The sequence below is a fragment of the Mycolicibacterium rutilum genome (assembly GCF_900108565.1).
In the GTDB taxonomy this organism is placed as follows: domain Bacteria; phylum Actinomycetota; class Actinomycetes; order Mycobacteriales; family Mycobacteriaceae; genus Mycobacterium; species Mycobacterium rutilum.
Genome location: NZ_LT629971.1, coordinates 2,587,551 through 2,611,314, shown reverse-complemented (window position 1 = coordinate 2,611,314; position 23,764 = coordinate 2,587,551). Strand labels below are relative to the sequence as shown.

At 68.0% G+C, this 23,764-nt stretch carries 24 protein-coding genes; 16 read left to right on the top strand and 8 right to left on the bottom strand.

Annotated elements, in window-relative coordinates; all coding sequences use genetic code 11:
- The first annotated feature begins 65 nt into the window (after window positions 1-65).
- Genes BLW81_RS12755 through BLW81_RS12745 form a run of 3 tightly spaced genes read left to right on the top strand, consistent with a single transcriptional unit; the run spans window position 66 to window position 3,388 of the window.
- Window positions 66-1,229 carry an NAD(P)/FAD-dependent oxidoreductase gene (locus BLW81_RS12755; protein ID WP_083407497.1) on the top strand — a complete coding sequence of 388 codons (1,164 nt, stop codon included), beginning with the start codon at window positions 66-68 and terminating at the stop codon, window positions 1,227-1,229.
- Window positions 1,226-2,128, top strand: a complete 903-nt coding sequence (locus BLW81_RS12750; RefSeq protein WP_083407496.1) for an RNA polymerase sigma-70 factor — start codon at window positions 1,226-1,228, stop codon at window positions 2,126-2,128. Before BLW81_RS12755 ends, BLW81_RS12750 begins: the two co-directional genes overlap by 4 nt.
- A gap of 12 nt (window positions 2,129-2,140) precedes the next feature.
- Window positions 2,141-3,388 carry an aminodeoxychorismate synthase component I gene (locus BLW81_RS12745; RefSeq protein ID WP_083407495.1) on the top strand — a complete coding sequence of 416 codons (1,248 nt, stop codon included), beginning with the start codon at window positions 2,141-2,143 and terminating at the stop codon, window positions 3,386-3,388.
- Here the strand turns inward: BLW81_RS12745 and rsmI are convergent.
- Complete coding sequence (gene rsmI, locus BLW81_RS12740; RefSeq protein WP_083407494.1) at window positions 3,344-4,180, bottom strand: 16S rRNA (cytidine(1402)-2'-O)-methyltransferase; 837 nt, start codon at window positions 4,178-4,180, stop codon at window positions 3,344-3,346. The two genes, BLW81_RS12745 and rsmI, sit on opposite strands and share 45 nt — an antisense overlap.
- A gap of 24 nt (window positions 4,181-4,204) precedes the next feature.
- Here rsmI and BLW81_RS12735 point away from each other — a divergent pair, with 24 nt between their 5' ends.
- Complete coding sequence (locus BLW81_RS12735) at window positions 4,205-5,746, top strand: dolichyl-phosphate-mannose--protein mannosyltransferase (protein ID WP_083407493.1); 1,542 nt, start codon at window positions 4,205-4,207, stop codon at window positions 5,744-5,746.
- 130 nt (window positions 5,747-5,876) lie between these two features.
- Window positions 5,877-6,734: a type IV toxin-antitoxin system AbiEi family antitoxin gene (locus BLW81_RS12730; RefSeq protein ID WP_083410499.1), complete on the top strand. Its 858-nt coding sequence runs from the start codon at window positions 5,877-5,879 to the stop codon at window positions 6,732-6,734.
- Between the two features lie 50 nt (window positions 6,735-6,784).
- Here BLW81_RS12730 and arcA read toward each other — a convergent pair whose 3' ends face one another.
- Window positions 6,785-7,996 (bottom strand): arginine deiminase, encoded by a 1,212-nt coding sequence (gene arcA, locus BLW81_RS12725; RefSeq protein WP_083407492.1) that lies wholly within the window; start codon window positions 7,994-7,996, stop codon window positions 6,785-6,787.
- A 37-nt stretch (window positions 7,997-8,033) separates the two neighbouring features.
- Between arcA and soxR the strand changes: the two genes are divergently transcribed.
- Complete coding sequence (gene soxR / locus BLW81_RS12720; RefSeq protein WP_083407491.1) at window positions 8,034-8,468, top strand: redox-sensitive transcriptional activator SoxR; 435 nt, start codon at window positions 8,034-8,036, stop codon at window positions 8,466-8,468.
- Window positions 8,469-8,502: 34 nt separating this feature from the next.
- Window positions 8,503-9,099 carry an alpha-ketoglutarate-dependent dioxygenase AlkB gene (locus BLW81_RS12715; RefSeq protein WP_083410498.1) on the top strand — a complete coding sequence of 199 codons (597 nt, stop codon included), beginning with the start codon at window positions 8,503-8,505 and terminating at the stop codon, window positions 9,097-9,099.
- Here BLW81_RS12715 and BLW81_RS12710 read toward each other — a convergent pair.
- Both BLW81_RS12710 and BLW81_RS12705 read right to left on the bottom strand, forming a co-directional pair.
- Window positions 9,096-9,752, bottom strand: a complete 657-nt coding sequence (locus BLW81_RS12710) for a DUF5642 family protein (RefSeq protein WP_083407490.1) — start codon at window positions 9,750-9,752, stop codon at window positions 9,096-9,098. The two genes, BLW81_RS12715 and BLW81_RS12710, sit on opposite strands and share 4 nt — an antisense overlap.
- Before the next feature lie 29 nt (window positions 9,753-9,781).
- Window positions 9,782-10,423, bottom strand: coding sequence for a DUF5642 family protein (locus BLW81_RS12705; RefSeq protein ID WP_235632251.1), 642 nt, complete (start codon window positions 10,421-10,423; stop codon window positions 9,782-9,784).
- 70 nt (window positions 10,424-10,493) lie between these two features.
- Here BLW81_RS12705 and BLW81_RS12700 point away from each other — a divergent pair, with 70 nt between their 5' ends.
- The gene (locus BLW81_RS12700; protein ID WP_083407489.1) at window positions 10,494-10,811 is read left to right on the top strand and encodes a hypothetical protein; all 318 of its coding nucleotides are present in this window, start codon (window positions 10,494-10,496) and stop codon (window positions 10,809-10,811) included.
- A gap of 4 nt (window positions 10,812-10,815) precedes the next feature.
- Here BLW81_RS12700 and BLW81_RS12695 read toward each other — a convergent pair whose 3' ends face one another.
- Window positions 10,816-12,342 carry a PE-PPE domain-containing protein gene (locus BLW81_RS12695; RefSeq protein WP_235632250.1) on the bottom strand — a complete coding sequence of 509 codons (1,527 nt, stop codon included), beginning with the start codon at window positions 12,340-12,342 and terminating at the stop codon, window positions 10,816-10,818.
- 213 nt (window positions 12,343-12,555) lie between these two features.
- Between BLW81_RS12695 and BLW81_RS12690 the strand changes: the two genes are divergently transcribed.
- Window positions 12,556-13,251, top strand: a complete 696-nt coding sequence (locus BLW81_RS12690; RefSeq protein ID WP_083407487.1) for an envelope biogenesis lipoprotein LpqN — start codon at window positions 12,556-12,558, stop codon at window positions 13,249-13,251.
- On the opposite strand, the gene BLW81_RS12685 is transcribed toward BLW81_RS12690, so the two are convergent.
- Both BLW81_RS12685 and BLW81_RS12680 read right to left on the bottom strand, forming a co-directional pair.
- Window positions 13,252-14,076, bottom strand: a complete 825-nt coding sequence (locus BLW81_RS12685) for a shikimate 5-dehydrogenase (RefSeq protein ID WP_173839615.1) — start codon at window positions 14,074-14,076, stop codon at window positions 13,252-13,254.
- Complete coding sequence (locus tag BLW81_RS12680) at window positions 14,076-15,065, bottom strand: acetyltransferase Pat (RefSeq protein WP_083407485.1); 990 nt, start codon at window positions 15,063-15,065, stop codon at window positions 14,076-14,078. Before BLW81_RS12680 ends, BLW81_RS12685 begins: the two co-directional genes overlap by 1 nt.
- 537 nt (window positions 15,066-15,602) lie before the next feature.
- On the opposite strand from BLW81_RS12680, the gene BLW81_RS12675 reads away from it, so the two are divergent.
- The 7 genes from BLW81_RS12675 (at window position 15,603) to BLW81_RS12650 (ending at window position 22,863) form a co-directional block, all read left to right on the top strand.
- Window positions 15,603-17,336 carry an AMP-binding protein gene (locus BLW81_RS12675; RefSeq protein WP_083407484.1) on the top strand — a complete coding sequence of 578 codons (1,734 nt, stop codon included), beginning with the start codon at window positions 15,603-15,605 and terminating at the stop codon, window positions 17,334-17,336.
- Between the two features lie 219 nt (window positions 17,337-17,555).
- Window positions 17,556-18,047, top strand: a complete 492-nt coding sequence (locus BLW81_RS12670) for a hypothetical protein (protein ID WP_083407483.1) — start codon at window positions 17,556-17,558, stop codon at window positions 18,045-18,047.
- 168 nt (window positions 18,048-18,215) lie between these two features.
- Window positions 18,216-19,550 (top strand): UDP-glucose dehydrogenase family protein, encoded by a 1,335-nt coding sequence (locus BLW81_RS12665; RefSeq protein ID WP_083407482.1) that lies wholly within the window; start codon window positions 18,216-18,218, stop codon window positions 19,548-19,550.
- Complete coding sequence (locus BLW81_RS12660) at window positions 19,547-20,485, top strand: efflux ABC transporter ATPase subunit, DrrA-related (protein WP_173839614.1); 939 nt, start codon at window positions 19,547-19,549, stop codon at window positions 20,483-20,485. The genes BLW81_RS12665 and BLW81_RS12660 overlap by 4 nt, the downstream gene beginning before the upstream one ends.
- Window positions 20,482-21,225 (top strand): ABC transporter permease, encoded by a 744-nt coding sequence (locus BLW81_RS29350; protein ID WP_157897682.1) that lies wholly within the window; start codon window positions 20,482-20,484, stop codon window positions 21,223-21,225. The genes BLW81_RS12660 and BLW81_RS29350 overlap by 4 nt, the downstream gene beginning before the upstream one ends.
- Window positions 21,222-22,019: an ABC transporter permease gene (locus tag BLW81_RS29345; protein ID WP_157897681.1), complete on the top strand. Its 798-nt coding sequence runs from the start codon at window positions 21,222-21,224 to the stop codon at window positions 22,017-22,019. The genes BLW81_RS29350 and BLW81_RS29345 overlap by 4 nt, the downstream gene beginning before the upstream one ends.
- Window positions 22,020-22,035: 16 nt before the next feature.
- Window positions 22,036-22,863 (top strand): glycosyltransferase family 2 protein, encoded by an 828-nt coding sequence (locus BLW81_RS12650; RefSeq protein ID WP_235632249.1) that lies wholly within the window; start codon window positions 22,036-22,038, stop codon window positions 22,861-22,863.
- A gap of 37 nt (window positions 22,864-22,900) precedes the next feature.
- On the opposite strand, the gene BLW81_RS12645 is transcribed toward BLW81_RS12650, so the two are convergent.
- The gene (locus BLW81_RS12645; RefSeq protein ID WP_197680366.1) at window positions 22,901-23,572 is read right to left on the bottom strand and encodes a methyltransferase domain-containing protein; all 672 of its coding nucleotides are present in this window, start codon (window positions 23,570-23,572) and stop codon (window positions 22,901-22,903) included.
- Between the last annotated feature and the right edge of the window lie 192 nt (window positions 23,573-23,764).

Here is a 23,764-nt window from a genome sequence, read left to right as displayed (position 1 = left end):
AGGTGCCCGGTGTCTTGAGGTCAGACCGGCTCGACGCGGAGCCGGATGACCGACAGGAGACCGACATGACCGAACACCACACCACCGTCGTCGTCCTCGGCGGCGGGTACGCCGGAGTGATGACCGCCAACCGGCTGGCCCCGCACGCTTCCGTCACGCTGGTGAACCCGCGGCCCGCGTTCGTCGAACGGATCCGGCTACACCAGCTCGTGGCGGGCAACGACGACGCCGTCGCCGACTACGCGACCGTGCTGGCCGACACCGTGCGGCTGGTGGTCGACGGCGCCGAGCGAATCGACACCTCGAACCGCACCGTCGCGCTGGCCTCCGGCGGCTCGCTGACCTACGACTACCTGGTGTACGCCGTCGGCAGCACCGGGACGGTGCCCGCCGCGGTGCCGGGTGCCGCCGAATTCAGCTATCCCATCGGCGAATTGGAGCAGGCGCAGCGGTTGGCCGCCCGACTGGCCGACGTGCCCGTCCCGGCGCCGCTGGTGGTGGTCGGCGGCGGCCTCACCGGAATCGAGGCCGCGACCGAGTTCGCCGAGGCCGGCCGCCCCGTCACGCTGGTGACCGACGTGCTCGGACCGTCGCTGGCCGACAGCGGCCGCCGCAGCATCGCCAAGCGGCTGGCCAAACTCGGCGTCGCCGTCGTGGAGGGCAGCGCGGTCGCCGAGGTGCGGGCCGACCGCGTGGTGCTGGCGTCAGGGCGCGAGGTGCCGAGCGCGGTGACGGTGTGGACCGCGGGCTTCGGCGTGCCGGGACTGGCCGCGGCCAGCGGACTGCCCACCGACGGGCTCGGCCGGCTGCTGACCGACGAGACGCTGACCAGCCTCGCCGATCCGCGCGTCATCGGTGCCGGTGACGCGGTGTCCCCGTCGAACGCGCCGTGGCGGATGAGCTGCCAGGCCGCGCTGCCGCTGGGCGCGCAGGCCGCGAACACGGTGCTGGCCCGCATGGGCGGCGCCGACCCGGCCGCCGTCAACCACGCGATGGCCGGGCAGTGCATCAGCCTCGGCCGCGCGGCGGGGATCTTCCAGTTCGCCGACGTCGACGACACGCCGCGTCGGTGGTACGTCGGCGGCCGCGCCGGCGCGCTGATCAAGGAGCAGGTCTGCCGCTACACGCTCAAGTGGATGCGCGGCGAGGCCGACAAGCCGGGTTCGTACTCCTGGAAGACGAACCCGCACCGCGCCCAAGTGGCCGCGCAGGCGGTGCCCGCGCGATGAGCGCCCCGGGTGACGAACACGCCGAACGGTTCACGCTGCTGCGTCCGCTGCTGTTCACGATCGCCTACGAGATCCTGGGCAGCGCAACCGAATCCGACGACGTGCTGCAGGAGAGTTACCTGCGCTGGGCCGAGGTGGACCTGACGACGGTGCGTGACACCAAGGCCTACCTCGCCCAGCTCGTCACCCGGCAATCGATCAACGCGCTACGCGCACAGTCGCGCAGGCGCGAGGACTACATCGGTCCGTGGCTGCCCGAACCGCTGCTCGTCGAGCAGACCGACGCGTCGGCCGATGTGATGCTGGCCGAGTCGGTGTCGATGGCGATGCTGGTGGTGCTGGAGACGCTGAGCCCGGACGAGCGCGCGGTGTTCGTGTTGCGTGAGGTGTTCGGGTTCGACTACGACGCAATCGCTTCGGCCGTCGACAGCTCGGTGCCGGCGGTGCGTCAGATGGCCCACCGCGCCCGCGAACACGTGCAGTCGCGCCGCAAACGCTACGACCCCGTCGACCCGAAGGCGTCGGCGGAACTGACCGCGCGGTTCTTCGCCGCGGCCGCCGGCGGTGACTTCGACGGCCTGCTCGAGATGCTGACCGAGGACGTCACCTGGACCGCTGACAGCGACGGCAAGGTCAGCGCCGCCCGACGCCCCGTCGTCGGCGCCGAGAAGGTCGCGCGGGTGCTCATCGGGCTGGTCAGGGTGGCCGGCGAGGCCGGCCGGGTCGAGCCCGCGATGTACAACAACGCCCCGGCGCTCAAGCTCTACCTCGGCGACAGCTTCGAGGGCATCGTCACCGTCGAGATCACCGACGGGCGGATCTCGCACTTCTACGCGATGCGCAACCCGGACAAGCTGGCGGGCGTGGACATCCCGCGCGAGATCACGCGGCACATCTGACAAGCTGAGGCGGTGCGGATCGACCGGCTCGGCGACCTGGGCGACGCCCCGGCGGTACTGCGCGCGCTCGGTCACGCGGCGGCCCGTGAGGGGTTGGCGCCGCCCGCCGCGCTGATCGGCGAGTGGTTCGACTCTCGAGCCGTCATCGCGCCGACCGTCGACGTGTCCGCGGTGGTACCGGCGCGCGCGTTCGACGTCGCTGCGGGATCGGGAGATGCCGTGGGCGGAGGCTGGTTCGGCTATCTGTCGTACCCGGACGCGGCCGCCGACGGGTGCGGCCCTCGGGTACCGGAGGCGGCCGGCGGATGGTCCGATTGTGTGCTGCGCCAGGACTCTGACGGGCTCTGGTGGTTCGAAAGCCTCAGCGGCGCAACGATTCCGCGCTGGGTTGCCGAGGCGGTCACGATGCCCGTCGCGCCCCGGCCGGCCGAGATCGCCTGGGGCGGCGCCGACCGCGACGCGCACCGCCGCGGAGTGCTGGAGTGCCTGGAGGCGATCACCGCCGGCGAGGTGTACCAGGCGTGTGTGTGCACGCAGTTCCGCGGCCGGTTGACCGGCACGCCGCTCGACTTCTTCGTCGACGCCGTGCACCGCACGAACCCGGCGAGGGCGGCGTTCGTCGCCGGGACGTGGGGCGCCGTCGCGTCGTTGTCGCCGGAACTGTTCCTGGGCAGGCACGGTGAGGCGGTGACGTCGAGCCCGATCAAGGGCACGCTGCCCCGCGACGCCGACCCCGCGCGGTTGCGGACGTCGGTCAAGGACGTCGCCGAGAACATCATGATCGTCGACCTGGTACGCAACGACCTGGGCCGCGTCGCCGACGTCGGCACCGTGACGGTGCAGGAACTGCTGGCCATCCGGCCCGCGCCGGGGGTGTGGCATCTGGTGTCGACGGTCGCGGCGCGCGTGGGTGTCGACGTGCCGATGGCCACCGTGCTGGACGCGACGTTCCCGCCGGCGTCGGTGACCGGGACACCGAAGACCCGGGCGCGTCAGCTGCTCACCGGATGGGAGCCGCATCGACGCGGGGTGTATTGCGGCACAGTCGGTTTGGCCTCACCGGCGGCGGGTTGCGAATTGAATGTCGCGATCCGGACGGTGGAGTTCGACGCGGCAGGCGGCGCGGTGCTCGGCGTCGGCGGCGGCATCACCGCCGACTCGGACCCCGACCGCGAGTGGGACGAGTGTTTGCACAAGGCCGCGGCGATCGTCGGCTCACTGCCGCGACCGCAGCACCGCGTCGTAGAGCTCACGCCGTGACGGGGCGCCCGGTGTGGCGGCGACCACCTGGGCGCACGCGTCCTTGACGCGCATGCCGTCGTCGACGAGCGCGGCGACCTCGGCCACCAGCGTGTCGAGGTCGGCCCGCGGCACCGCGCCGGCCAGCACGACGGTGATCTCGCCGAGCACGCCGTCGCCCGCCCACTCGGCGAGCTCACCGAGCGAACCGCGCAGCACCTCCTCGTGCGTCTTGGTCAGCTCCCGGCACACCACTGCGCGCCGGTCGGCCCCGAGCACGTCGACCGCGTCGGCGAGCGTGTCCGCCAGTCGGCGGGGCGACTCGAAGAACACGCAGGTGCGCTGCTCGACGGCCAGCGTCGTCAACCACGTCTTGCGCGCGGCCTGCTTTCGGGGCGCGAAACCCTCGAAGCAGAACCGCTCGGCGGGCAGCCCGGAGACCGCCAGCGCCGTCGTCACCGCCGACGGCCCCGGCAGGCAGCTCACCGGCAGGTCGGCGTCGATGCAGGCGGTCACCAGCCGGTAGCCGGGATCGCTGATCAGCGGCATCCCGGCGTCGCTGACCAGCAGCACGCGCGCACCGGATCGGATGTCGTCGAGCAACCCGGCCACCCGGGACGCCTCGTTCTGGTCGTACAGGCTGACGACCTTGCCGGACATGGTGACCTGCAGCGATTGGGCCAGCGTGCGGATTCGTCGGGTGTCCTCGGCGGCGACGACGTCCGCGGTGCGCAGCGCGTCGACCAGGCGGGCGGACGCGTCCGAGGGCTGACCCAGCGGCGTGGCGGCGATGAGTAGTCGGCCGGCGGTCACGCCCCACAGCCTACGATCGCAACCGTGACCGCCCCCGCCACCGAAGCGCCGCGCGCGGTCCCGGTCATCAGCCCAGCACCGCAGGTGCCGGTCGCCGACTTCGGGCCCGCGGACCGCCTGCAGGGCTGGGCGATGACCGCGGTGATCGCCGCGTTGGCCGCCGTGACGCGGTTCTTGAACCTCGGTTCGCCGACGGATGCGGGCACGCCGATCTTCGACGAGAAGCACTACGCGCCGCAGGCCTGGCAGATGCTGCACAACCACGGCGTCGAGGACAACCCCGGCTACGGCCTGGTCGTGCACCCGCCCGTCGGCAAGCAGCTGATCGCGATCGGCGAGGCGCTGTTCGGTTACACCGGGCTCGGCTGGCGGTTCTCCGGGGCGGTGTGTGGGGTGATCATGGTGGTGCTGGTCGCCAGGATCGCCCGCCGGATCAGCCGGTCGACCGCGATCGGCGGCATCGCCGGTCTGCTGGTGATCGCCGACGGTGTGAGCTTCGTGGCGGCGCGCACCGCGCTGCTCGACGGGTTTCTGGTCACGTTCGTGGTGGCCGCGTTCGGCTGTCTGATCGTCGACCGCGACCAGGTCCGGATGCGGATGCACGTCGCGCTGATCGAGGGCCGCATCACCGAGACACCGTGGGGCCCGCGCCTTGGCGTGCGGTGGTGGCGGTTCGGCGCCGGGGTGCTGCTCGGATTGGCTTGCGCGACAAAGTGGTCGGGGCTGTACTTCGTCGCGTTCTTCGGCGTGATGACGCTGGTGTTCGACATCGTGGCGCGCCGCCAGTACCGGGTGCCGCGGCCGTGGCTGGGCGCGTTCCGCCGCGATCTGGGTCCGTCGCTGTATGCGCTGGTGCTGATCCCGTTCGGGGTGTACCTGGCGTCGTACGCGCCGTGGTTCGCCTCGGAGACGGGCGTCAACCGTCACGAGGTGGGCCAGTCGATCGGGCCGGACAGCGCGCTGCCGATCCCGGACGCGCTGCGCTCGCTGTGGCATTACACGTATGCGGCATACCGGTTCCACTCCGGGCTGACCAACGCCGACGGCAACCACCACCCGTGGGAGTCCAAGCCGTGGACGTGGCCGATGTCGTTGCGGCCGGTGCTGTATGCGATCGACAACCAGGACGTGCCCGGCTGCGGGGCGCAGTCGTGTGTGAAGGCCGTGATGCTGGTCGGCACGCCGGCGATGTGGTTCCTCGCGGTGCCGGTGCTGGCGTGGGCGGTGTGGCGGGCGTTCGTCAAACGCGACTGGCGGTACGCGGTCGCGCTGGTCGGCTACAGCGCGGGCTTTTTGCCGTGGTTCGCCGACATCGACCGCCAGATGTACTTCTTCTATGCGGCGACGATGGCGCCGTTCTTGGTGTTGATGATCGCGCTGATCCTCGGCGACATCCTGTACAAGCCGAACCAGAACGCCGAGCGGCGGACGCTCGGACTGCTCGCGGTGAGTTTCTATGTCGCACTGGTGCTGACGAACTTCGCGTGGATGTACCCGATCCTGACGGGTCTGCCGATCTCGCCGGCGACGTGGAACATGCAGATCTGGCTGCCGTCCTGGCGGTAGTTCTGCTTGGTGCGCCGCCGACGGCTCGTTTTTGCGTTCACGGTCGTTCGTAAGCGTTATCCACAGCCCTACAGGCAGAAACGGCGACGGGGGGGCGTTGTTGTCGGCGCGGGCGATCAGCATCGTCGGCATGGGGGAGGTATTTATCGGTAGCGCCGCGTTGGCGGGTGGCGGGCTGACGCGCGCGAGCCTGCGCTGGAACTACCGCGCGATGTTTCCGGACGTCTATGTGTCGAAACTGGTTGTGCCCACGCTGCGGGACCGCATCCACGGCGCGTTCCTGTGGTCACGGCGAAACGGCATCATCGCGGGGCGTGCCGCCGCAGCGCTACACGGTGCGCGATACGTCGACGCGACCACACCGGTCGAGATGCTGTGGCAGAACGGACGTCCGCCGGATGGCATCGTGGTCCGAAACGAGCGGATGGACGCCGATGACGTGCAATTCATCGACGGCCTGCCCGTGACGACACCGCAGCGAACCGCATTCGATCTGGCTCGGCACCTCCCTCGGGACATCGCGGTGCGCCACCTCGACGCGCTGGCACGCGCCACCGGGCTGACCGTCGTGGATGTGCTGCCCCTCGCGGAGCGCTACCCGCGGGCACGAGGCTTACCGCGCGCCCGCATCGCGCTGCCGCTGATGGATGGTGGGGCGGAGTCACCGCAGGAGACGCGCGTCCGGTTGATCCTCATCGACGACGGCCTGCCTGCGCCGAGAACGCAGATCCTGGTGAGCGACGGCTTTCAGGATGCCTACATCGACATGGGTTACGACGAACCGAAGGTCGGTTTCGATTACGAGGGAGCGCACCACAGCGAGGACCGGGGCCAGTACGTCTACGACATCGGCCGCGGCGAGCTGATCGAGCGGCGCGGCTGGCTCGACATCCGCGTTGTCGCCGAACACAGCAGACGCTTCATCCTGCACCGCGCGTACGAGGCGTTCGCTCGGCGGGGCTGGAAGCCGCCGCGAAGATTGCGCTGAGGGCTGCTCCCGCGGCCGAGAAACAGCCCTGGACGCAAAAACGAGCACCGTTAGAGCGGGTCGCGGCCCGCCGGGCACGACATACACCTGGGGCCGCCGCGGCCGGTGCCCAATTCCGACGCCTCGATCGGCAGCACCTCGATGCCCGCATCGGCAAGGCGCGCATTGGTTTCCACGTTGCGCTCGTAGGCGACCACGACCCCCGGCGCCAACGCCAGCGTGTTGTTCCCGTCGTCCCACTGCTCGCGTTCGGCCGTCACCGGATCCAGCCCCGTCGCGATGACCCGCAGCCGCTCGATCCCCATCGCCTCGGCGGCGGCGTCGACGAACGGCGCCGCGTCGTCGATGCGCACGCCGCCGTTCCCGTCGCGGTGAATGGTGAACGCCGACAGTGAATCCACGATCGCCGGGTACATCACCACCGCGTCGACGTCGACCATCGTGCACACGGTGTCGAGGTGCATCTGTGCGCGCTCCTGCGCGATCGGCACGGCCAGCACCGTGTGCGCGAGATCGTCGTCGAACAGGCTGCGCGCCAACGCTTCCGCGCCGGCAGGTGTCGTGCGCTCCCCCACCCCGACGGCCACCACGCCCGGCGCCAGCAGCAGCACGTCGCCGCCCTCGACCGGCGCCGACCGCGATTCGTAGGCGCGGCGCACCCCGAGGAACCGCGGGTGATGCGCATAGATCACGTCGGTCAACGACGTCTCGCGCACCCGCGCGGGCAGCGCCAGCGAGGTGATCGCCACCCGCGGGCCGATCCAGAACGACGAGTCGCGGGTGAACAACAGGTTCGGCAGCGGATCGATCACGAAGTCCCCGCCGTGGTGCATCCGCCGGACCAAGCCCAATTCGCCGCCCGACAACGGCAACTCGTTGAACGTCATCCCCGCCATTAGCACCCGCGCCAGCGCCGCCGGTTCCAACGAGCGCAGATACGCCGAAAGTTCCTGCGCCAGCGGCAGTCCCAGCCGTCGCGGATCGACCGCCGCCGCGATGCCGTGCATCCGGGCTGCGCCGCTGTGCGACAGCGCCTCGGTCAGCAGATCCGCCATCAGCAGCACCTCGACGCCGCGCGACGTCAACAGCGCGGCGAACGCGTCGTGCTCGCGCTGCGCCTTGGCCACCCACGGCAGTCCGTCGAACAGCAGCCTGTCGTTGTTGCGGGGCGTCAAGCGCTGCAGCTCGGCGCCGGGCCGGTGCAGGATGACCGCGCTCAGCCTGCCCACCTCGGAGTCGCAGCCCAACGTCACATCTAGCACCGTAATACCCGACCCCACCTCAACTATGGTTGATGTTATGGAGTTGATTCACGAGCTGACTCCCGGCGAGATGTCCTCGCGCAGCGGTGTTGCGGTCTCGGCGCTGCACTTCTACGAACGCGAAGGCCTGATCCACAGCCGGCGCACGGGCGGCAATCAGCGGCGCTACGCCCGCGAGACCCTGCGCCGCGTCGCGTTCATCCGGATGTCGCAGCGGCTCGGCATCCCGCTCTCGCGCATCCGCGAGGCGCTGGCCACGCTGCCCACCGACCGCGTCCCGACCAGCAAGGACTGGGCGCGGCTGTCGGCAGGCTGGCGCCAGGACCTCGACGACCGCATCCTGCATCTGCAGCGCCTGCGCGACAACCTGACGGGCTGCATCGGCTGCGGCTGCCTGAGCCTGAAGACCTGCGCGCTGTCCAACCCGGGCGACGTGCTCGCCGAGAACGGCCCGGGTGCCGCCCGGCTCTGACCCGATCGAACGGGTGTGCGATAAACTGGCCGCCATGGAGCTGGCTCTGCAGAGCTCGCTGTTCGAGCACGCCGAACGCCGCCATCTCGGCAACGGAGCCTGGATCGACTTCCGGTCCGGCTGGCTCGACGATGCCGACCCGCTGTTCCGCGAACTGGTCGACGCCATCCCGTGGCGCGCCGAACGCCGCCCGATGTACGACCGGGTCGTCGACGTGCCCCGGCTGGTCAGCTTCCACCGGTTGGTCGACGAGCCCGCGCCGCACCCGCGGCTCAAGCAGATCCGGCGCCGGCTCAACGACCTCTACGCCGGTGAGCTCGGCGAGCCCTTCACCACGGCCGGCCTGTGCCTGTACCGCGACGGCAACGACAGCGTCGCCTGGCACGGCGACACCGTCGGCCGCAGCAGCACCGAGGACACCATGGTCGCGATCGTCGGGCTCGGCGCCACAAGGACTTTCGCGCTGCGGCCGCGTGGCGGCGGCAAGTCGCTGCGGCTGCAGCACTCCCACGGCGACCTGCTGGTGATGGGCGGTTCCTGTCAGCGCACGTGGGAGCACGCAATCCCGAAGACGACGCGCCCGGTCGGCCCCCGGATCAGCATCCAGTTCCGCCCGCACGACGTGCGCTAGTTCTGGACCGCCTTCACCGCGGCCGCCAGCAGGTCGCGGGCGCGTTGCGTGTCGACCTCGGCGACCGGCTTGTCGGGCAGCACCAACGGATTCGCGGTGACGATCACCAGGAACGTTCCGAAACCCGCGACATAGTTGTACAGCTCACCGGTGCGGGGCTTGCCGTCCACCGTCGTCTGCAGCACCCGGTGGGTCCCCAGCGTCTGCACGCCCTCGATCTGCGGCGCCTCAACCTCTTCGACGAGCCCGCGCACACCGCCGCCGGCGAATCCGACCTTGCGGCAATTGTCCTGCGGCGCTTTGACTTCCGCCGCCTCCGACGTCTCGAGCGCGATCGTGATGAACCGGTTGCCGTCACCTTCGGCGGTGGTGGCGACCATGTTGCCCTTGGCACCGGCGGGCACCATCTGCTGGTTGGCGAACGACGCGCAGTCGGCCGGCTCGAAGCGCATGCCCGGCGGCACCGACTGCTGGCCGAGAAGCCGCGGGTCGATGCCCGTCGGCCCCACGTCGGTGACCGTGAAGCCCGGTCCGAAGCTCGAGCGCACGTCCTTGACCCGCGCAATGTCGGCCTGCGACAGGTCCGCCCCGGACTGTCCGCACGCGACAAGCACCCCCGCGCACGCGCAGACCGCCATCGCCCTCGTAGACATCGCCGCACAACTTACCCGGCGACGGTCGCCTAACCGCGTAACGCGGACACGGTTTTGTCGATCAGCGTGGCGGCGAACTCGGCGCTCAGTTGCGGATGCGCGGACCCCGGATCGGTGACGACGGTGACGAACGCGACGTGGTCGCCCAGGTATGCGGTGACGGTCTCGGCGTGCGAACGGGTTTCGGTGCCGCCCTCGACGACGGTGGTGCTGTCAGTGGACATGGCGACGGTCGTCGCATCCGGCAGCGGAGGCGCAGGCGCGAGCGTGACGGTGCCGGTGGTGCGCCCGCCCGACACCGTCCACTGCCCGCAGGCGTCGACGACGGCGCGATCCATCGCACCGGGCGCCGCGGCGACGGCCGCGTAGACGATGCCGCCGGGCCCCGAGGCCGACCAACCCTCGGCGGCCGCGTCCCCGACCGGGTCGGCCAGCGCCGCGCACTGCGCAGGTTCGGTGCTCCACTGCGGGCCGTAACCCCAGGCCGTCACCGGTGCGACGCGACCGTCGAGGTCGGCGACCTCGTAGCCGGGTGGCAGGTCGGCGCGCGCCCGGTCGACCCGGGCCGGGTTGATGCGGGTCGACGCCTGCGACGACGGCGGCTCCGGCGCGGGTTCCTGCGGTGCGCCGCAGGCCACCAGGCACATCGCCACCGCCGCGACGGCGCCCACCTTGCAACGTTTCGAGGCCGTGCGGCGATCAACAGTTAGCAACTTCAACTCTCAACGGACGGAGGCTGTCATGCGTGCTCTTTGGAGTGTGGCAGCAACAGCAGCGACGGCGGGCGTCATCCTGGCGCCGGCGGCGGTCGCGTCGGCGCAGCCGGTACAGGCCGGCGGGGCGCTGCAGACCATCGGCGAACTCGAGGCGACGGGCTACGACGTCGTCATCGACCGGGTCGGCACGGCGCCGCTCAACCAATGCGTGGTCACCAGCGTGCGCAACCCGCAGGAGGTCACCCGCACGTTCCGCGTCGGCAAGGGCGAGGACCGCGAGTACATCACCGTCGTGGTCAGCCGGTCGATCACCGTCTCGCTGAACTGCGACCGGCAGGCCTGACCCCCTAGGCCGCCGCCTGGCCGCCGTCGTCAGATCCGGTCTCGTCAGCCCCGGCGTCATCAGCGTCGTCATCGTCGGCCGGCTCACCGGTCGTCTGCTCGCCGCCGACAGGCGCTGAGGTCGACGGCGTGACGGTCTCCTTGCGCGAGTCGAACTCGATCGGCCCGCGCACCTTCGGCTGCTCCGGCGCGGTGTCGCCGGCGGCGTCAGCAGCCGGGTCCTCGGACTCGTCCGCGGGTTCCTCTTCGGCCGGATCCTTGGCATCCCCGTCGGAGCTCAGCGCACGGAACGAGTCCTGCGCGGTCGTCGTCACCTCTTCTTCCGGTGCCTCTTCTTCTTCGGGCGCCTCTTCCTCCGGCGCCTCCGGCAGCTCCGGGCCACCCACCCCGAACGGACTGGTCACCGGCGTGGTGCCGAACGGCCGGAAGTTCGGGTTGCCGGTCGCCTCGGCGAGCGCGTCGTCCAGGCCGACCGGAATGGCGCGGATGATGTTGATGATCGTGCGCACCGGGTCGTGGAACGGCAGCAGCGACGTCAGCCCCAGCCCGGTCGCGATGCCCGGGTTGATGTCGCGGTGGTAGGCGCCCTCGATCGCCGCGCGCAGCGGCGCGTCCAGCGCGGTGAGGATCGGCGACGGCACCACCGCGCCCAGCGGCATCAGGATCGGCAGCCGCTCGGTGGGATAGAGGTAGTAGTCGGTGTCGCCGTGCGAACCCTGATACAGCGCGTCCTCGAAGCTCGCGGTCTGCAGATTGCCGTGCAGCAGAAGATAACCCGCGATCGCGTTCGCGATCGCCAGCACGTTGGTCAGGCTCGACGGCGAGTCGCCGCCGAGGATGTCGTACTGCGCCGCCGCGTCGACGGTCGGCATGCACTCGCCTTCTTCGCAGCTGTTGGTCGGAGTCGGCCCGTAGAACGGGATGCCGAGAATCGGGATGGTCAGCCCGCGCGGGCCGAGCGCCAGGATGCCGCCGTTGGGCCGCATCGGATTGGCGAGCAGGAAGAACGACGCCGCCCCCTCCCGCGGGTTGGCGATCAGGTCACGCTTGACCAGCGATGCGACCACGGCGCTCTGCGAGTAGCCGAAGATCACCAGGTCTTCACCTTCTGCGGGCGGCCCGGCGGGCGGTCCGGGGTCGATCGCCGGATCCTCGTTGTACTCGCACGCGCTCGATCCGCTCGCGCACTGGTTGAGGTTCGCCCGGCCCTCGCCGACCGAGGTCTCGAAGGTCTTCCTGCCGAACACCGGGAAGAACTCGGCGGGATACGTCACGGCGTAGACGTCGCCGTCCACCGCGTCGATCGGAGCACCGCCGGTGCCGGTCGGCGCGTCGGCGGCCAGGTTGATGAACTCGTTGACGACGTTCTGCAGATACGGGTTGATGAAGCCCGGCCCGTCGGTCGGCGGGGCCAGCGGGTGCTCGGTGCCGCCCATGATCAGCGCACTCGCCGCCAACTGCACCGCGGTCGCCGCAGTCCACGCCACCGCCAGCACGATCGTGCTGAACAACGCGACCGCAACCGCAGCCACTGACCGACCAACTACCCGCATGGCGCACCCCTCATCCCTCGACGCCGTCGCTGAGCAAGCCCGAAATCCCGCCCGTCCCCGCGATCCACTCCAAGTTTGTAACAGGTGACGGCTCTTGGCGGCGAAACGCCCGCCATCGCGGCAGCAAATGAGCTAGTTTGCCGCATCGGGGGCCGCCGCGACCGCCGGCGCGATGAACCGATGGGAGACCCAATGAGCAGTTCGATGAGGGCCGGCGTGCTCGCCGTTGCGGCCGTCGCACTCGGTGTCGGGCTCGCCGGCTGCGGATCGAGCGACACCAGCGAAGCGACGTCGTCGGAGGAGACGACGTCGGCGGCCGCCGCCAGCACGTCGGCAGCGTCCCCGACCTCGGCGCAGGCGGCCGGACCGCAGTACACGATCGTCGACTACATCCGCGAGAACGGCATCCAGGAGGCTCCGGTCAAGCGCGGCGATCCCGGTGCACCGACGATCGACCTGCCGTTCCCGCCGGGGTGGCGCGACGCCGGCCCGGCCACCCCCGAATGGGCCTACGGCGCCATCGTTTCCGAGGATCCGCAGTGGGCGCAGAACCCCCCGACGATCATCGCCCTGGTGTCGAAGCTGACCGGCAACGTCGACCCTGCCAAGATCCTGGAGTTCGCGCCCGGTGAGATCCAGAACCTGCCCGGCTATGACGGCGCCAGGTCCGGCAGCCCGTCCAAGCTCGGCGGCTTCGACGCAGTCCAACTGGGCGGCAGCTACAACAAGGACGGCGCCAAGCGCGCTATCGCGCAGAAGACCGTCGTGATCCCGGGCCAGGACGCGCTGTACGTGCTGCAGCTCAACGCCGACGGCACCGAGGATCAGATGGGCGCGCTGATGGACGCCACGTCCGTCATCGACGAACAGACCAAGATCACGCCCTGATCAGGCGCGCGACACCGCCGACGCGGCGAGTACCTGCTCGGCAGTCGGGCGCACGCCGGTGTAGCGCTCGAATTGCTCGGCAGCCTGCAGCGCGATCACCTCGGCGCCGGTGATGACCCGAACACCCGCGCCCCGCGCGGCCTTGATCAGCGGCGTCTCCGACGGCATCGCCACCACGTCGAACACCGTGTGCGCGGCGGCGATGACCGCGTCGGGAAACGGCGTCTCGCGCGCCTCGGCCGCACCGGCCATCCCGACCGGGGTGACGTTGACGAGCACGTCGCCGCCGCGGGGCTCTCCGGCGTAGTCGTAGCCCACGCGCTCGGCGAGCGCCCGGCCCGTCTCGGCGTTCCTGGCGACCACGGTGCCGCGCTCGAAACCGAGGTCGCGGAACGCGGTCGCGACGGCGCTGGCCATTCCCCCGCTGCCGTAGACGAGCACCGACTGCGTCGGCTGCAACCCGTGCTCACCGATAAGGCGTTGCACCGCAAGGTAATCCGTGTTCGATGCGGTGAGCCTGCCACCGGGCACCGACAGGTCGTTGACGATCGTGTTGACCGCGCGGATCGCCTGCGCGGACGGCTCCACCTCGTCGACCAGCGCCAGCACATCCTGTTTGAACGGCATCGACACCGAGCACCCGCGGATGCCCAGCGCCCGCACCCCGCCGATCGCGGCCGCGATGTCGGTCGTGGTGAACGCCTTGTAGATGTAGTCGAGGCCGAGCAGGTCGTAGAGATAGTTGTGGAATCGGGTGCCGATGTTGCTCGGCCGCCCGGACAGCGAGATGCACAGCCGGGTGTCCTTCGACAGCGGCACCCGCATCAGCCGACCGCCTTGACGACCTGGCGCGTCATGTCGCGGATCTGGCGCGACAGCTCCGTGGCGAAATCCGGTCGGGGAACATCGATTTCAGTGGTAACGACGCCGAGGTCGTCGCGCTGCCAACGCGCGCCGAACCGGTCCATGATCGCCCGCATCGGATAGTTGTCGGTGAGCACGCGCGCGGTGAACCGTTGCACGCCATGATATTTCGCCGCCACCGCGAGCGCACCCATCAGGAACGTCCCGATGCCGCGATTCTGGTAGGCGTCGGCGACGATGAACGCGACCTCGGCGATCGACGGGTCCACCTCCTCACGCACGAACCGCGCATCGGCGACCACCGGCCCTTCCGGCCCGTCGGTCATCACCCAGACGAAGTGGTGGACGTAATCCACCTCGAACAGGTAGCGCATCAGTGACGTGTTCGGAATGCGCACGGACTGGAACCGGCGGTACAGGGTCTCGCTGGAGAACTCGACCGGACCACTGGTGGTTCGTTCGTTGTCGCCGGGCAGGACCGGCCGCAGGAACAGTTCGGAGCCGTCGCGCAGCCGAACCGGGATCGGCGTGATGTAGGCGGCCAGGCGTTGACGGGCGGTGCTCAGCAGCCGCTCCAGCATGCCGGGGACGTGCAGCAGGGTGGAGAAGGCCTCGCGGTCCCCGACCCAGCCGGTCACCGGCTCGACGGCGACGACGGTCGCGGTCCGGGTGGTGTCGCGCAGCAGCGCGATCTCGCCGACGATCATCCCGGGGTTCAGCTTCGCGACCGTGTCGTGGCCGGCGTCGTCGACGTGGGTGACCTCGGCTTGACCCGAACCGATCAGCAGGAACGACACGGCCAGCTCGTCCTGGTGCATGAGGACCTGACCGGCTGCGGCCTGAAGCGGCCTGAGCTGCGCTGCGAGGGACACCAGATCCTCGGCCCGGTAACCGCCGAAAATCTCCAGCGCAGTGAGTTCGTCGGCGCGGACGCCTGCCAGGCCGGCCACGTCACGAGGCTACGGGCTGGTCCTCGCGACCGGCAAGGACGGAGTGGAAAACCGGCTCAGCGGGCAAACGGGCGATCCGCGCGGGCTCCCGGCGAAGTCTGAATTGACACTCTGGCAAAATATGGCCACGATGCTGGCCCGCACCAGACCCCGTCCTTGGCGCGGCCGCCGGACCCCTCGCGCCGGCCTCCGATGGCCGCGAATGCTTGTGATCTTTCGCTGGGGCGCGCCGCCGGTCCGATCAAGATCGATCTAGATGCGAAGATCAGCTAGTACAATTTTGTTTGCTGCACATAATTCTTGCTCGGCTTTGCGGTAAAAATCCGAATTTCAGCAAATCATGATCGGATGATTTCGGAGCCGGACATTCCGTGGAGTACGCAAGTTGGGGGTTCGCGCTCTACCATCGTGTACAGCCGAATGTTCGCAGCGGGACCCGCGGACGCTTAAGCTGGAAGCAATTATCCGCGCGGTCAATTAGCAAAGACGCTGTTCGCAGCCGGTTTCACTCCAGACACGAAAGGTCGACGTACGCCGATGATGGGATCTTCCATTCCCGCCGTGTTGCGCGAACGCGCCAGTCTTCAACCGAACGACACGGCATTCACTTTCATCGACTATGCACCCGACGGCACTGCGCTTCCGGAAACGCTCACCTACTCCCAGCTCTATCGGCGTTCCGCAAATGTTGCAGCCGAGCTGAGTGTTTGCGGCGAACAGGGCGACCGCGCGGTCATTCTGGCTCCGCAGAGCCTCGACTACATCGCGGCGTTCATCGGATCATTGCAGGCCGGTCTCATCGCCGTGCCGCTTTCGGTCCCACAGCCGGGCGCGCACGACGAGCGCGTCACGTCGGTGCTGCGTGACACCGCGCCCACCGTGATCCTGACGACGTCGGCGGTCGCCGAGGACGTCACCCGGTACGCGGAGGCCACGGAGACCAAGCCGACCGTCGTGGTGGTCGACACCCTCAAGTCGGAGAACAAGAAGATCCGGCGGATCCGCGGGGACGTCAGCCAGGAGGTCGCCTACCTGCAGTACACCTCCGGCTCGACGCGTGAGCCGGCTGGCGTCATGGTCACCAACCGCAACCTGTCGGCCAACTTCGAGCAGATGTACGCCGACTACTTCACCGACATCGGCAAGATCCCGCCGCCCAACACCGCCGTGGTGTCCTGGCTGCCCTTCTATCACGATATGGGTCTGCTGCTCGGGGTCTGCGTGCCGATCCTCGGCGGCCTACCCAGCGTGTTGATGAGCCCGCTGTCGTTCCTGGAGCGGCCGGCCCGCTGGATCCAGCTGCTCGGCGAGCACGGCCGCACGCTGACCGCGGCGCCGAACTTCGCGTTCGAGCTCGCGGTCAAGCGCACCACCGAGGACGACATGTCCGGGGTCGACCTGAGCGACGTGCTCGGTGTCATCAGCGGCAGCGAGCGCGTGCACGCCGCGACGCTGCAGCGGTTCACCGAGAAGTTCACTAAGTTCGGTTTCCCCGAGAAGGCGATCCGCCCGTCGTACGGTCTGGCCGAGGCGACGGTGTACGTGGCCACCCGTGAGCCCGGCAGCGCGCCGCTGGTCGTCGACTTCGAGTCCGAGAAGCTCTCGGCCGGTCACGCCGAACGGCGCACCGCCGCCGGGGGCACGCCGCTGGTCAGCTACGGCACGCCGGAGTCGGTGACCGTGCGCATCGTCGACCCCGAGACCAACACCGAGAGCCCGGCCGCCACGATCGGCGAGATCTGGGTGCACGGCGAGAACGTCGCCGCCGGCTACTGGCAGAAGCCACAGGAGACAGCACGGACGTTCGGCGGCACGCTGGTGAGCCCCTCGGCTGGCCTGCCGGAGAGCGGCTGGCTGCGCACCGGTGACCTCGGCTTCGTCTCCGACGGCGAACTGTTCATCATGGGCCGCATCAAGGACGTCCTGATCGTCTACGGCCGCAACCACTATCCCGAGGACATCGAGGCGACGATCTCCGAGATCACCGGCGGCCGGGTCGCGGCGATCGCGGTGTCCGATGCGCGGAGCGAGAAGCTGGTGGCGATCGTCGAACTCAAGAAGCGCGGCGACTCCGACGAGGAGATTCGCGCGCGGTTCGAGTCGATCAAGGGCGATGTCACGTCCGCGATCTCGCGCAACCACGGCCTGGCCGCCTCGGAGCTGGTGTTGGTGGCTCCCGGGTCGATCCCGATCACCACGAGCGGCAAGATCCGCCGCTCGACGTGCGTCGAGATGTACGGCAAGGGCCAGTTCACCCGGCTGGACGCGTGAGCGCGTGCCGTTAATGCACAACAATTTGCTGAGTATGCGTCGTCCGGCATTTGGTGCGGGACGGCGACTCAGCGCATATACCGGTTCCGATTGCTCGTCGGATGCCGGTTACCGCAAATTCTTTCGCGGTTCCCGAGCAGTCAATCCGCGCACCGAATGGATGCCACATTTTGGGTGCGGGCAACCTATGATCGTCGTATCTACGGCAGGAGTGAATCAGTGAGCCTCAAGCACATCGCCGCGCAAGCAAGCCTTGCGACCGCGGCCGGCCTCGGCGCCCTCCTTCTTTCCAGCGCGGTCGCCGCCGCCGAACCGCCACCCCCGGTCCCCGCGCCGGCGCCCGCGCCCGGCACCGAGAACCGCGCCGCCGAAGAGCAGCCGCGCGAGGAGAAGCCGGCCGAGCCGTGCCGCGGCGACTGGTGCGAGATCATCAACGCCGCCAAGCAGCTTCCCGCGCCGAACTGGGGCGCCGTCGACGTGCCGAAGCTCGCCGAGGTGTCCGTGCCGTTGTCGTTCGGCATGGGTCTGCCCGACGTGGTCCCGGACATCACGATCGCACCGCCGGCCATCGGCTTCCCGGACTTCGGCGCCGGCGCAGCCGCTGCCGCCGCGTTGCCCCCGCCACCGAAGCTGCAACTGCCCCCGGCGCCGAAGCTGCAATTGCCGCCGCCGCCGAAGCTGAAGCTCGGCCCGCCGAAGTTCCCCTGGTAACGCCTCGGGTATTCGCGAAACGCTGAGGCTTTCAGTCACAGATTTATCGGCATGTCCGCGTCATTTCCGGATTCGCTGATGGAGCTCTGTTCGGCTGCCCGGCTGCGCCGTGGGCACATATGCTGACCGGCGTTAGGACCATTGATTTGAGATTGCAGGATTCATCGGATGCGAATTAGCGTCGTCGGCACGGGCTACCTCGGCGCGGTTCACGCCGTGTGCATGGCACACCTCGGACACGAGGTGCACGCGTACGACACCGACGCGGCGAAGATCGACCGGCTGGCGTCGGGCACATCGCCGTTCTACGAGCCCGGGTTCGAGGAGATGCTCGCCGAGGTCCTGACGACCGGCCGCCTGCACTTCACCCACGACCCGAAGCAGGCCGTTTCGGGTGCGGCGGTCCACTTCGTGTGTGTCGGTACCCCGCAGTCGCCCGGTTCCAACGCCGCGGACGTGCGGTACGTCAACAGCGCGGTGGCCACGATCGCCGAACACGCCGACAGCCCGGGTCTGGTCGTCGGCAAGTCGACCGTCCCGGTGGGCACCGCGCAGCGGCTGTCCGACGAGCTGGCCGCCTCCGGCAGCGACCTGCTCGAGCTGGCGTGGAACCCCGAATTCCTGCGCGAGGGCAAGGCCATTCAGGACACCCTGCACCCGGACCGGCTGATCTTCGGGGTCACCTCCGAGCACGCCGAGAAGACGCTGCAGCAGGTGTACGGCCGCCTCATCGAGGGCGGCACCCCGCACCTGACGACCGACCTGGCGACCGCCGAGATGGTCAAGGTCGCGGCCAACTCCTTTCTGGCGACCAAGATCTCGTTCATCAACGCGATGGCCGAGGTCTGCGAGCTGGTCAACGCCGACGTCGTCACGCTCGGCCGCGCGCTGGGTTACGACGAACGCATCGGCCGGCGGTTCCTCAACGCGGGCCTCGGTTTCGGCGGCGGCTGCCTGCCCAAGGACATCCGGGCGTTCAGCGCGCGCGCCGGAGAACTCGGCGCATCGGATTCGCTGACGTTCCTGCACGAGGTCGACAAGATCAATGTGCGCAGGCGCGAGAAGGCCGTCTCGGTGGCCGGCGCGATGCTCGGCGGCGACTGCCTGGGCAAGAACATCGCGGTCCTGGGTGCGGCGTTCAAACCGAACAGTGACGACGTGCGTGACTCACCCGCGCTGAACGTGGCTGCGGCGCTTCACCTCAAGGGTGCCGACGTCCGCGTGCACGATCCGCGCGCGATCGAGAACGCCAAGGCGATGTTCCCGACCCTGACGTACTGCGACTCCGTCGAAAACGCCTGCCGCAACGTCGATCTCATCGTGCTGGCGACCGAGTGGGACGAGTACTGCGCGATCGACCCGGTGGCCTTCCGCTCGCTGGTGCGGCAACCGCGGCTGCTGGACACCCGCAACGCGATCGATCGGGACTACTGGGTCGGCGCCGGGTGGTACGTCTACGCGCTCGGCCGCGGCGCGATGTCGCCGGCGACGAAGGCGGAATGATGGCGATCGAACTGCACAACGTTGGTAAAACGTTCAGCGGCAACGTGACCGCGCTGCGGGACGTCAGCTTTCAGGTGCCCACTGGGTCGGTGTGTGCCCTGCTCGGCCACAACGGCGCAGGCAAGACGACCGTGGTCAAGATCCTGTCCACGCTGCTGCGGCCGACCGCCGGGCAGGCCCTGGTCGCCGGCTACGACGTCGCCCGGCAGCCCGGCAAGGTGCGCGCGAGCATCGGTCTCACCGGACAGGAGGCTGCACTCGACGGTGCGCTCACTGGTCGGGAAAACCTCGTGCTCTTCGGCCGCCTTCGAGGAATGCGTCGTGCAGACGCGCGCCGGCGAGCCGCCGAACTGATCGAGCAATTCGATATGAACCATGCCGCCGACCGCCGGGTCGGCACCTACTCCGGCGGAATGCGCCGCCGCATCGACATCGCCGCCGCGCTTGTCGACGAGCCCAGGGTCCTATTCCTCGATGAACCCACGACCGGCTTGGACCCGCGTAGCAGGCGAGACTTGTGGGCGTTGGTGTCTGGGCTGAAGGAGCAGGACATTACGGTCCTGCTCACTACGCAGTACTTAGAAGAAGCCGACGTGCTGAGCGACTCGATCGTGATCCTTGACGGTGGCCAGGTCATCGCCAGCGGCACCGCCGACGACCTCAAACGTCTTGTCGGATACAGCTATTGCGAGCTATCGCCGGTCAATCCCGCCGACATGCCGCAACTGGCAGCCGCAGTCGCCGACATCGAGGATGCCGAGATCGACTACTCGGCCAACACCGTCGCCGTCCCTGCGCCCAACGGTGTCGCCACCCTCGTCGAGATGCTGCGCCGCGTTGAGACACTTGGTATCGAGCTGCACGACATCTCGTTACGTAAGCCTTCGCTGGACGAGGTTTTCCTGCACTTGACTCCCGGGACCGTAACGGTATGACTGCGCTCGTCGCGCTGACTGAACGGGTCATTGTGAGCACGGTTCGCGACCGGGACATCCTGTTCGCGATTCTCGCACCGGTGGTTACCTTCATCGGATTCACGATCGTGCTCCAAAATGTCATAGACACCGGGGGCATCAGTTACGCCCAGTACGTATTACCTGCCGTCGTGGTGCAGGCAATGCTTCTTGGCGCCATGACGACCGCTGAGCGCGCCGCCAAGGACCAGCGAGCGGACTTCGGCATGCGATTGCGGACGCTGCCGATCTCAGCTGCAGTGCCATTGGCCGCGCGCATGCTCTACTGCCTGCTGCGGGGTCTCTTGGCCTTGGTCGCGGCGGTCGCCGTCGCTTACGTATTCGGCTTCCGGATGTCAGGAGGGTTCGGATACGGCGCGGCGTTCGTGGTTGTGGCGCTGATGCTGACGCTCGCGCTCTCGTTGGGCGCCGATGCCACCGGATCGATCGGTTGGCGGCTCGACGCAGCCAGCCAATTGCTGCTCGTGCCCCAACTGCTCTTGGTTCTCCTTTCCACGGGAGTTGCTCCCGCAGAGTCGTTTCCGGATTGGATCCAACCGTTCGTCGTGCACCAGCCGATCTCTCAGGTCACGGAGACGCTTCGCGGGTTCGCGAGCGGCGATGTAGTGACGGGAAATCTGGCCGCCACCTTGGCGTGGTGTGTCGGCATGTTGGTGGTTTTCGGCGCACTGGCACTTCGGCTACAAAGGCGGACCGAATGACCGCGCGCACCTCCTCCCTGAATGCTCTTGTCGTTGAGAGCCTGTTGTTCGCGCGCCGGCATCTAGTTCGGTGGCGCAACGAGCCCCTGCTGCCGATCCAGAGCGTGGCCTACCCAACTCTTCTGTTGATCATCTATCACCTTCTGGTCAGCGAATCGCTTGTGCGGCTTGCCGGAACGGACAATCTCAACGGCTTGGTTCCGCTGTGCGCGCTTGCGGGCGGCATGTTCGGTGCGTTGGGTGCCGGGTTCTCCATACCAGGTGAGCGGCGCTGTGGTCTGCTGAGCCGGTTCTGGACGTTCCCGGTGCACCGGGCCAGCGCACTGATTGGACGGTTGCTTGCCGAGGGTGCGCGGACCGTCGTGAGCACCGCGCTGATCACTGGAATTGGTATAGCCATGGGCTTACGTTTTCAGGCCAGTTGGCTCGCTTTGATTCCCTACCTCGTAGTTCCCGTCGTCATGGTGATGACGTTCGCCATGGTGGTGACGACGCTGGCACTCGCCGTCGGGCCGGACGGCAGTGCCATGTACACCTATTTGGGCACGGCGTCGATCGGATTGGTGTTCAGCAGTTCTGGCGTTGCGCCGATGGAGATGTTCCCGTCGTGGCTACGGCCCCTGATTCAATTCCAGCCGATGTCGCCGCCGATCGAGTTGATGCGTGCACTATCCGAGGGCGGTGGCGTCCTGTGGCCTGTACTGGGGACTCTCGCTTGGGTGGTCTTTTTTGCAGTTGTGTTCGTCCCGCTAGCTGTCCGCAACTACCGAATTGCGGCCGAGACAGGAGTTTGACGTCCCGATGCCCACAATGACGAAGCACATGCCCGTTGTCGCGGCTATCCCGAACTACAACATGGGCCATCACCTCCGCCTCCTACTGCCGCAGGTGCTCGAACGTGGCTACGACCGTGTCTTTGTGCTCGACGACGGCTCAACTGACGACAGCGTCGAAGTCGTCAATTCGTTCAATGGGGCCGTGCGATTGGTGCGGGCCCCCCAGAACCAAGGCTGCACGGCCAACCGCAACCAGATCATCGACCATGTCGGCGATGAGGAGCTGATCCACTTCATCGACGCCGACATGGATCTGCCGACGCCCGAGGCCGCTGCGGTGGCACGCGATGTCGCCGCACGCTATGCCGACCGTGGTGTCGGCGCGATTGGTGGACTGGTGAGCCGGGTGGACGGCAGCCAGGAACCGTACAACTACGGACCGGTGTTCTCACTGAAAACCATTGTCACGCTGGTCCCTCCGCTCCTGGACCGAGTCAAGGATCGGCCGCTGCTCACCCGCGCGGTTCGGCTTCTCGGGAAGCCGGCTGAGAAGAAGTGGCCGAATGTGCTCGAACCTCCCCGCCCGGCCGAGGCCTACTGGCTGCACGAGGGCAATATGCTGATCTTCTCAAGTGTGTTCAAGGCAATCGGGGGGTACGACCCCAAGATGCGCAACCACGGCGCGCAGGATCTCGCGATCCGATTGGAAAAGCACGGCGTCAAGCGATATTTCGATCCCAGCATCGAGGTGGTACACCACTACATTGACGTCAGGGGTAAGAAGCGCAGACGACAGCAGTACGAATCGATCCGCTACATGATCGACAAGCACGGCTACGGGTTCCTGCTGAGTGGCAGATAACTGCCGGCATTACTAGCTGCGGGTACCAAGGTGCGTTTCAGCGTGCGAAGACGAAGAAATCCGCGAAGCTAGTGTTGGCTGGGTCATCGCTCGAGTACGGGTACCGGTTCGGGATCTGTTCGACCAGCGAAAAATCAGGCCTGTGTTGTTCCACCCAGTCGGTGAATCGGCGATGCCTGACGTGCGGGTCCGGCCAGCTGCGCGCGTCGTTGCTCGAGTAGACGATGACGTACTTGGTTGCGGCGTCGAACAATTGCTTCATGTAGGAGTCGAACACGTCGTCCTCGACCAAGTGGTAGATAACGTCTAGCGACAGCGCCAACTCGGCCCGATCGCTGCTGGTGATCTCACTGGTATGCACGAAACGCTTGGATGCGTCGTCTGCGAACCGCCGCTGGGTAGCCGAGATTGCAGTGCGAGATACATCCACGCCGATGTAGCTCGGGTAGTCAGCTAGCTGCAGTTGCGCGCCGTCGCCGGAGCCAAACTCGATCACAGTCTGGACCCGCTTATCGCGGACGAACTTGTTGATCACATCAGCCTTGAACTCGGCGAGTCGGTGGTAAGACCCCGCGCCTGAGGTGCCGCCCCGCTGGTAGCGTTTCTCCCAGTAATCAGCCGACGTACTGAAACCGAACTTTGCTACCGCGCTTTCAATGCGACGTTTCACCTGTTTGATCCATTGTGCACCCGTACGGACTTTTTGCATCAATTACACCCCTCGGCTAAAGATCTGGCCACCCCGTGACAATTACTCGCGCGACAATAATTGCACGCAGTTGCAGAGCTTTGGCGTCTCACGATGAAACCATACGGATGGGCGCTCGGCGGCCTTGTTGGCGTAAGGAATTGATCTTGGAATTGCGGGTAGATTCAGGGCGCGCAGGTACTTCCTAAGTGC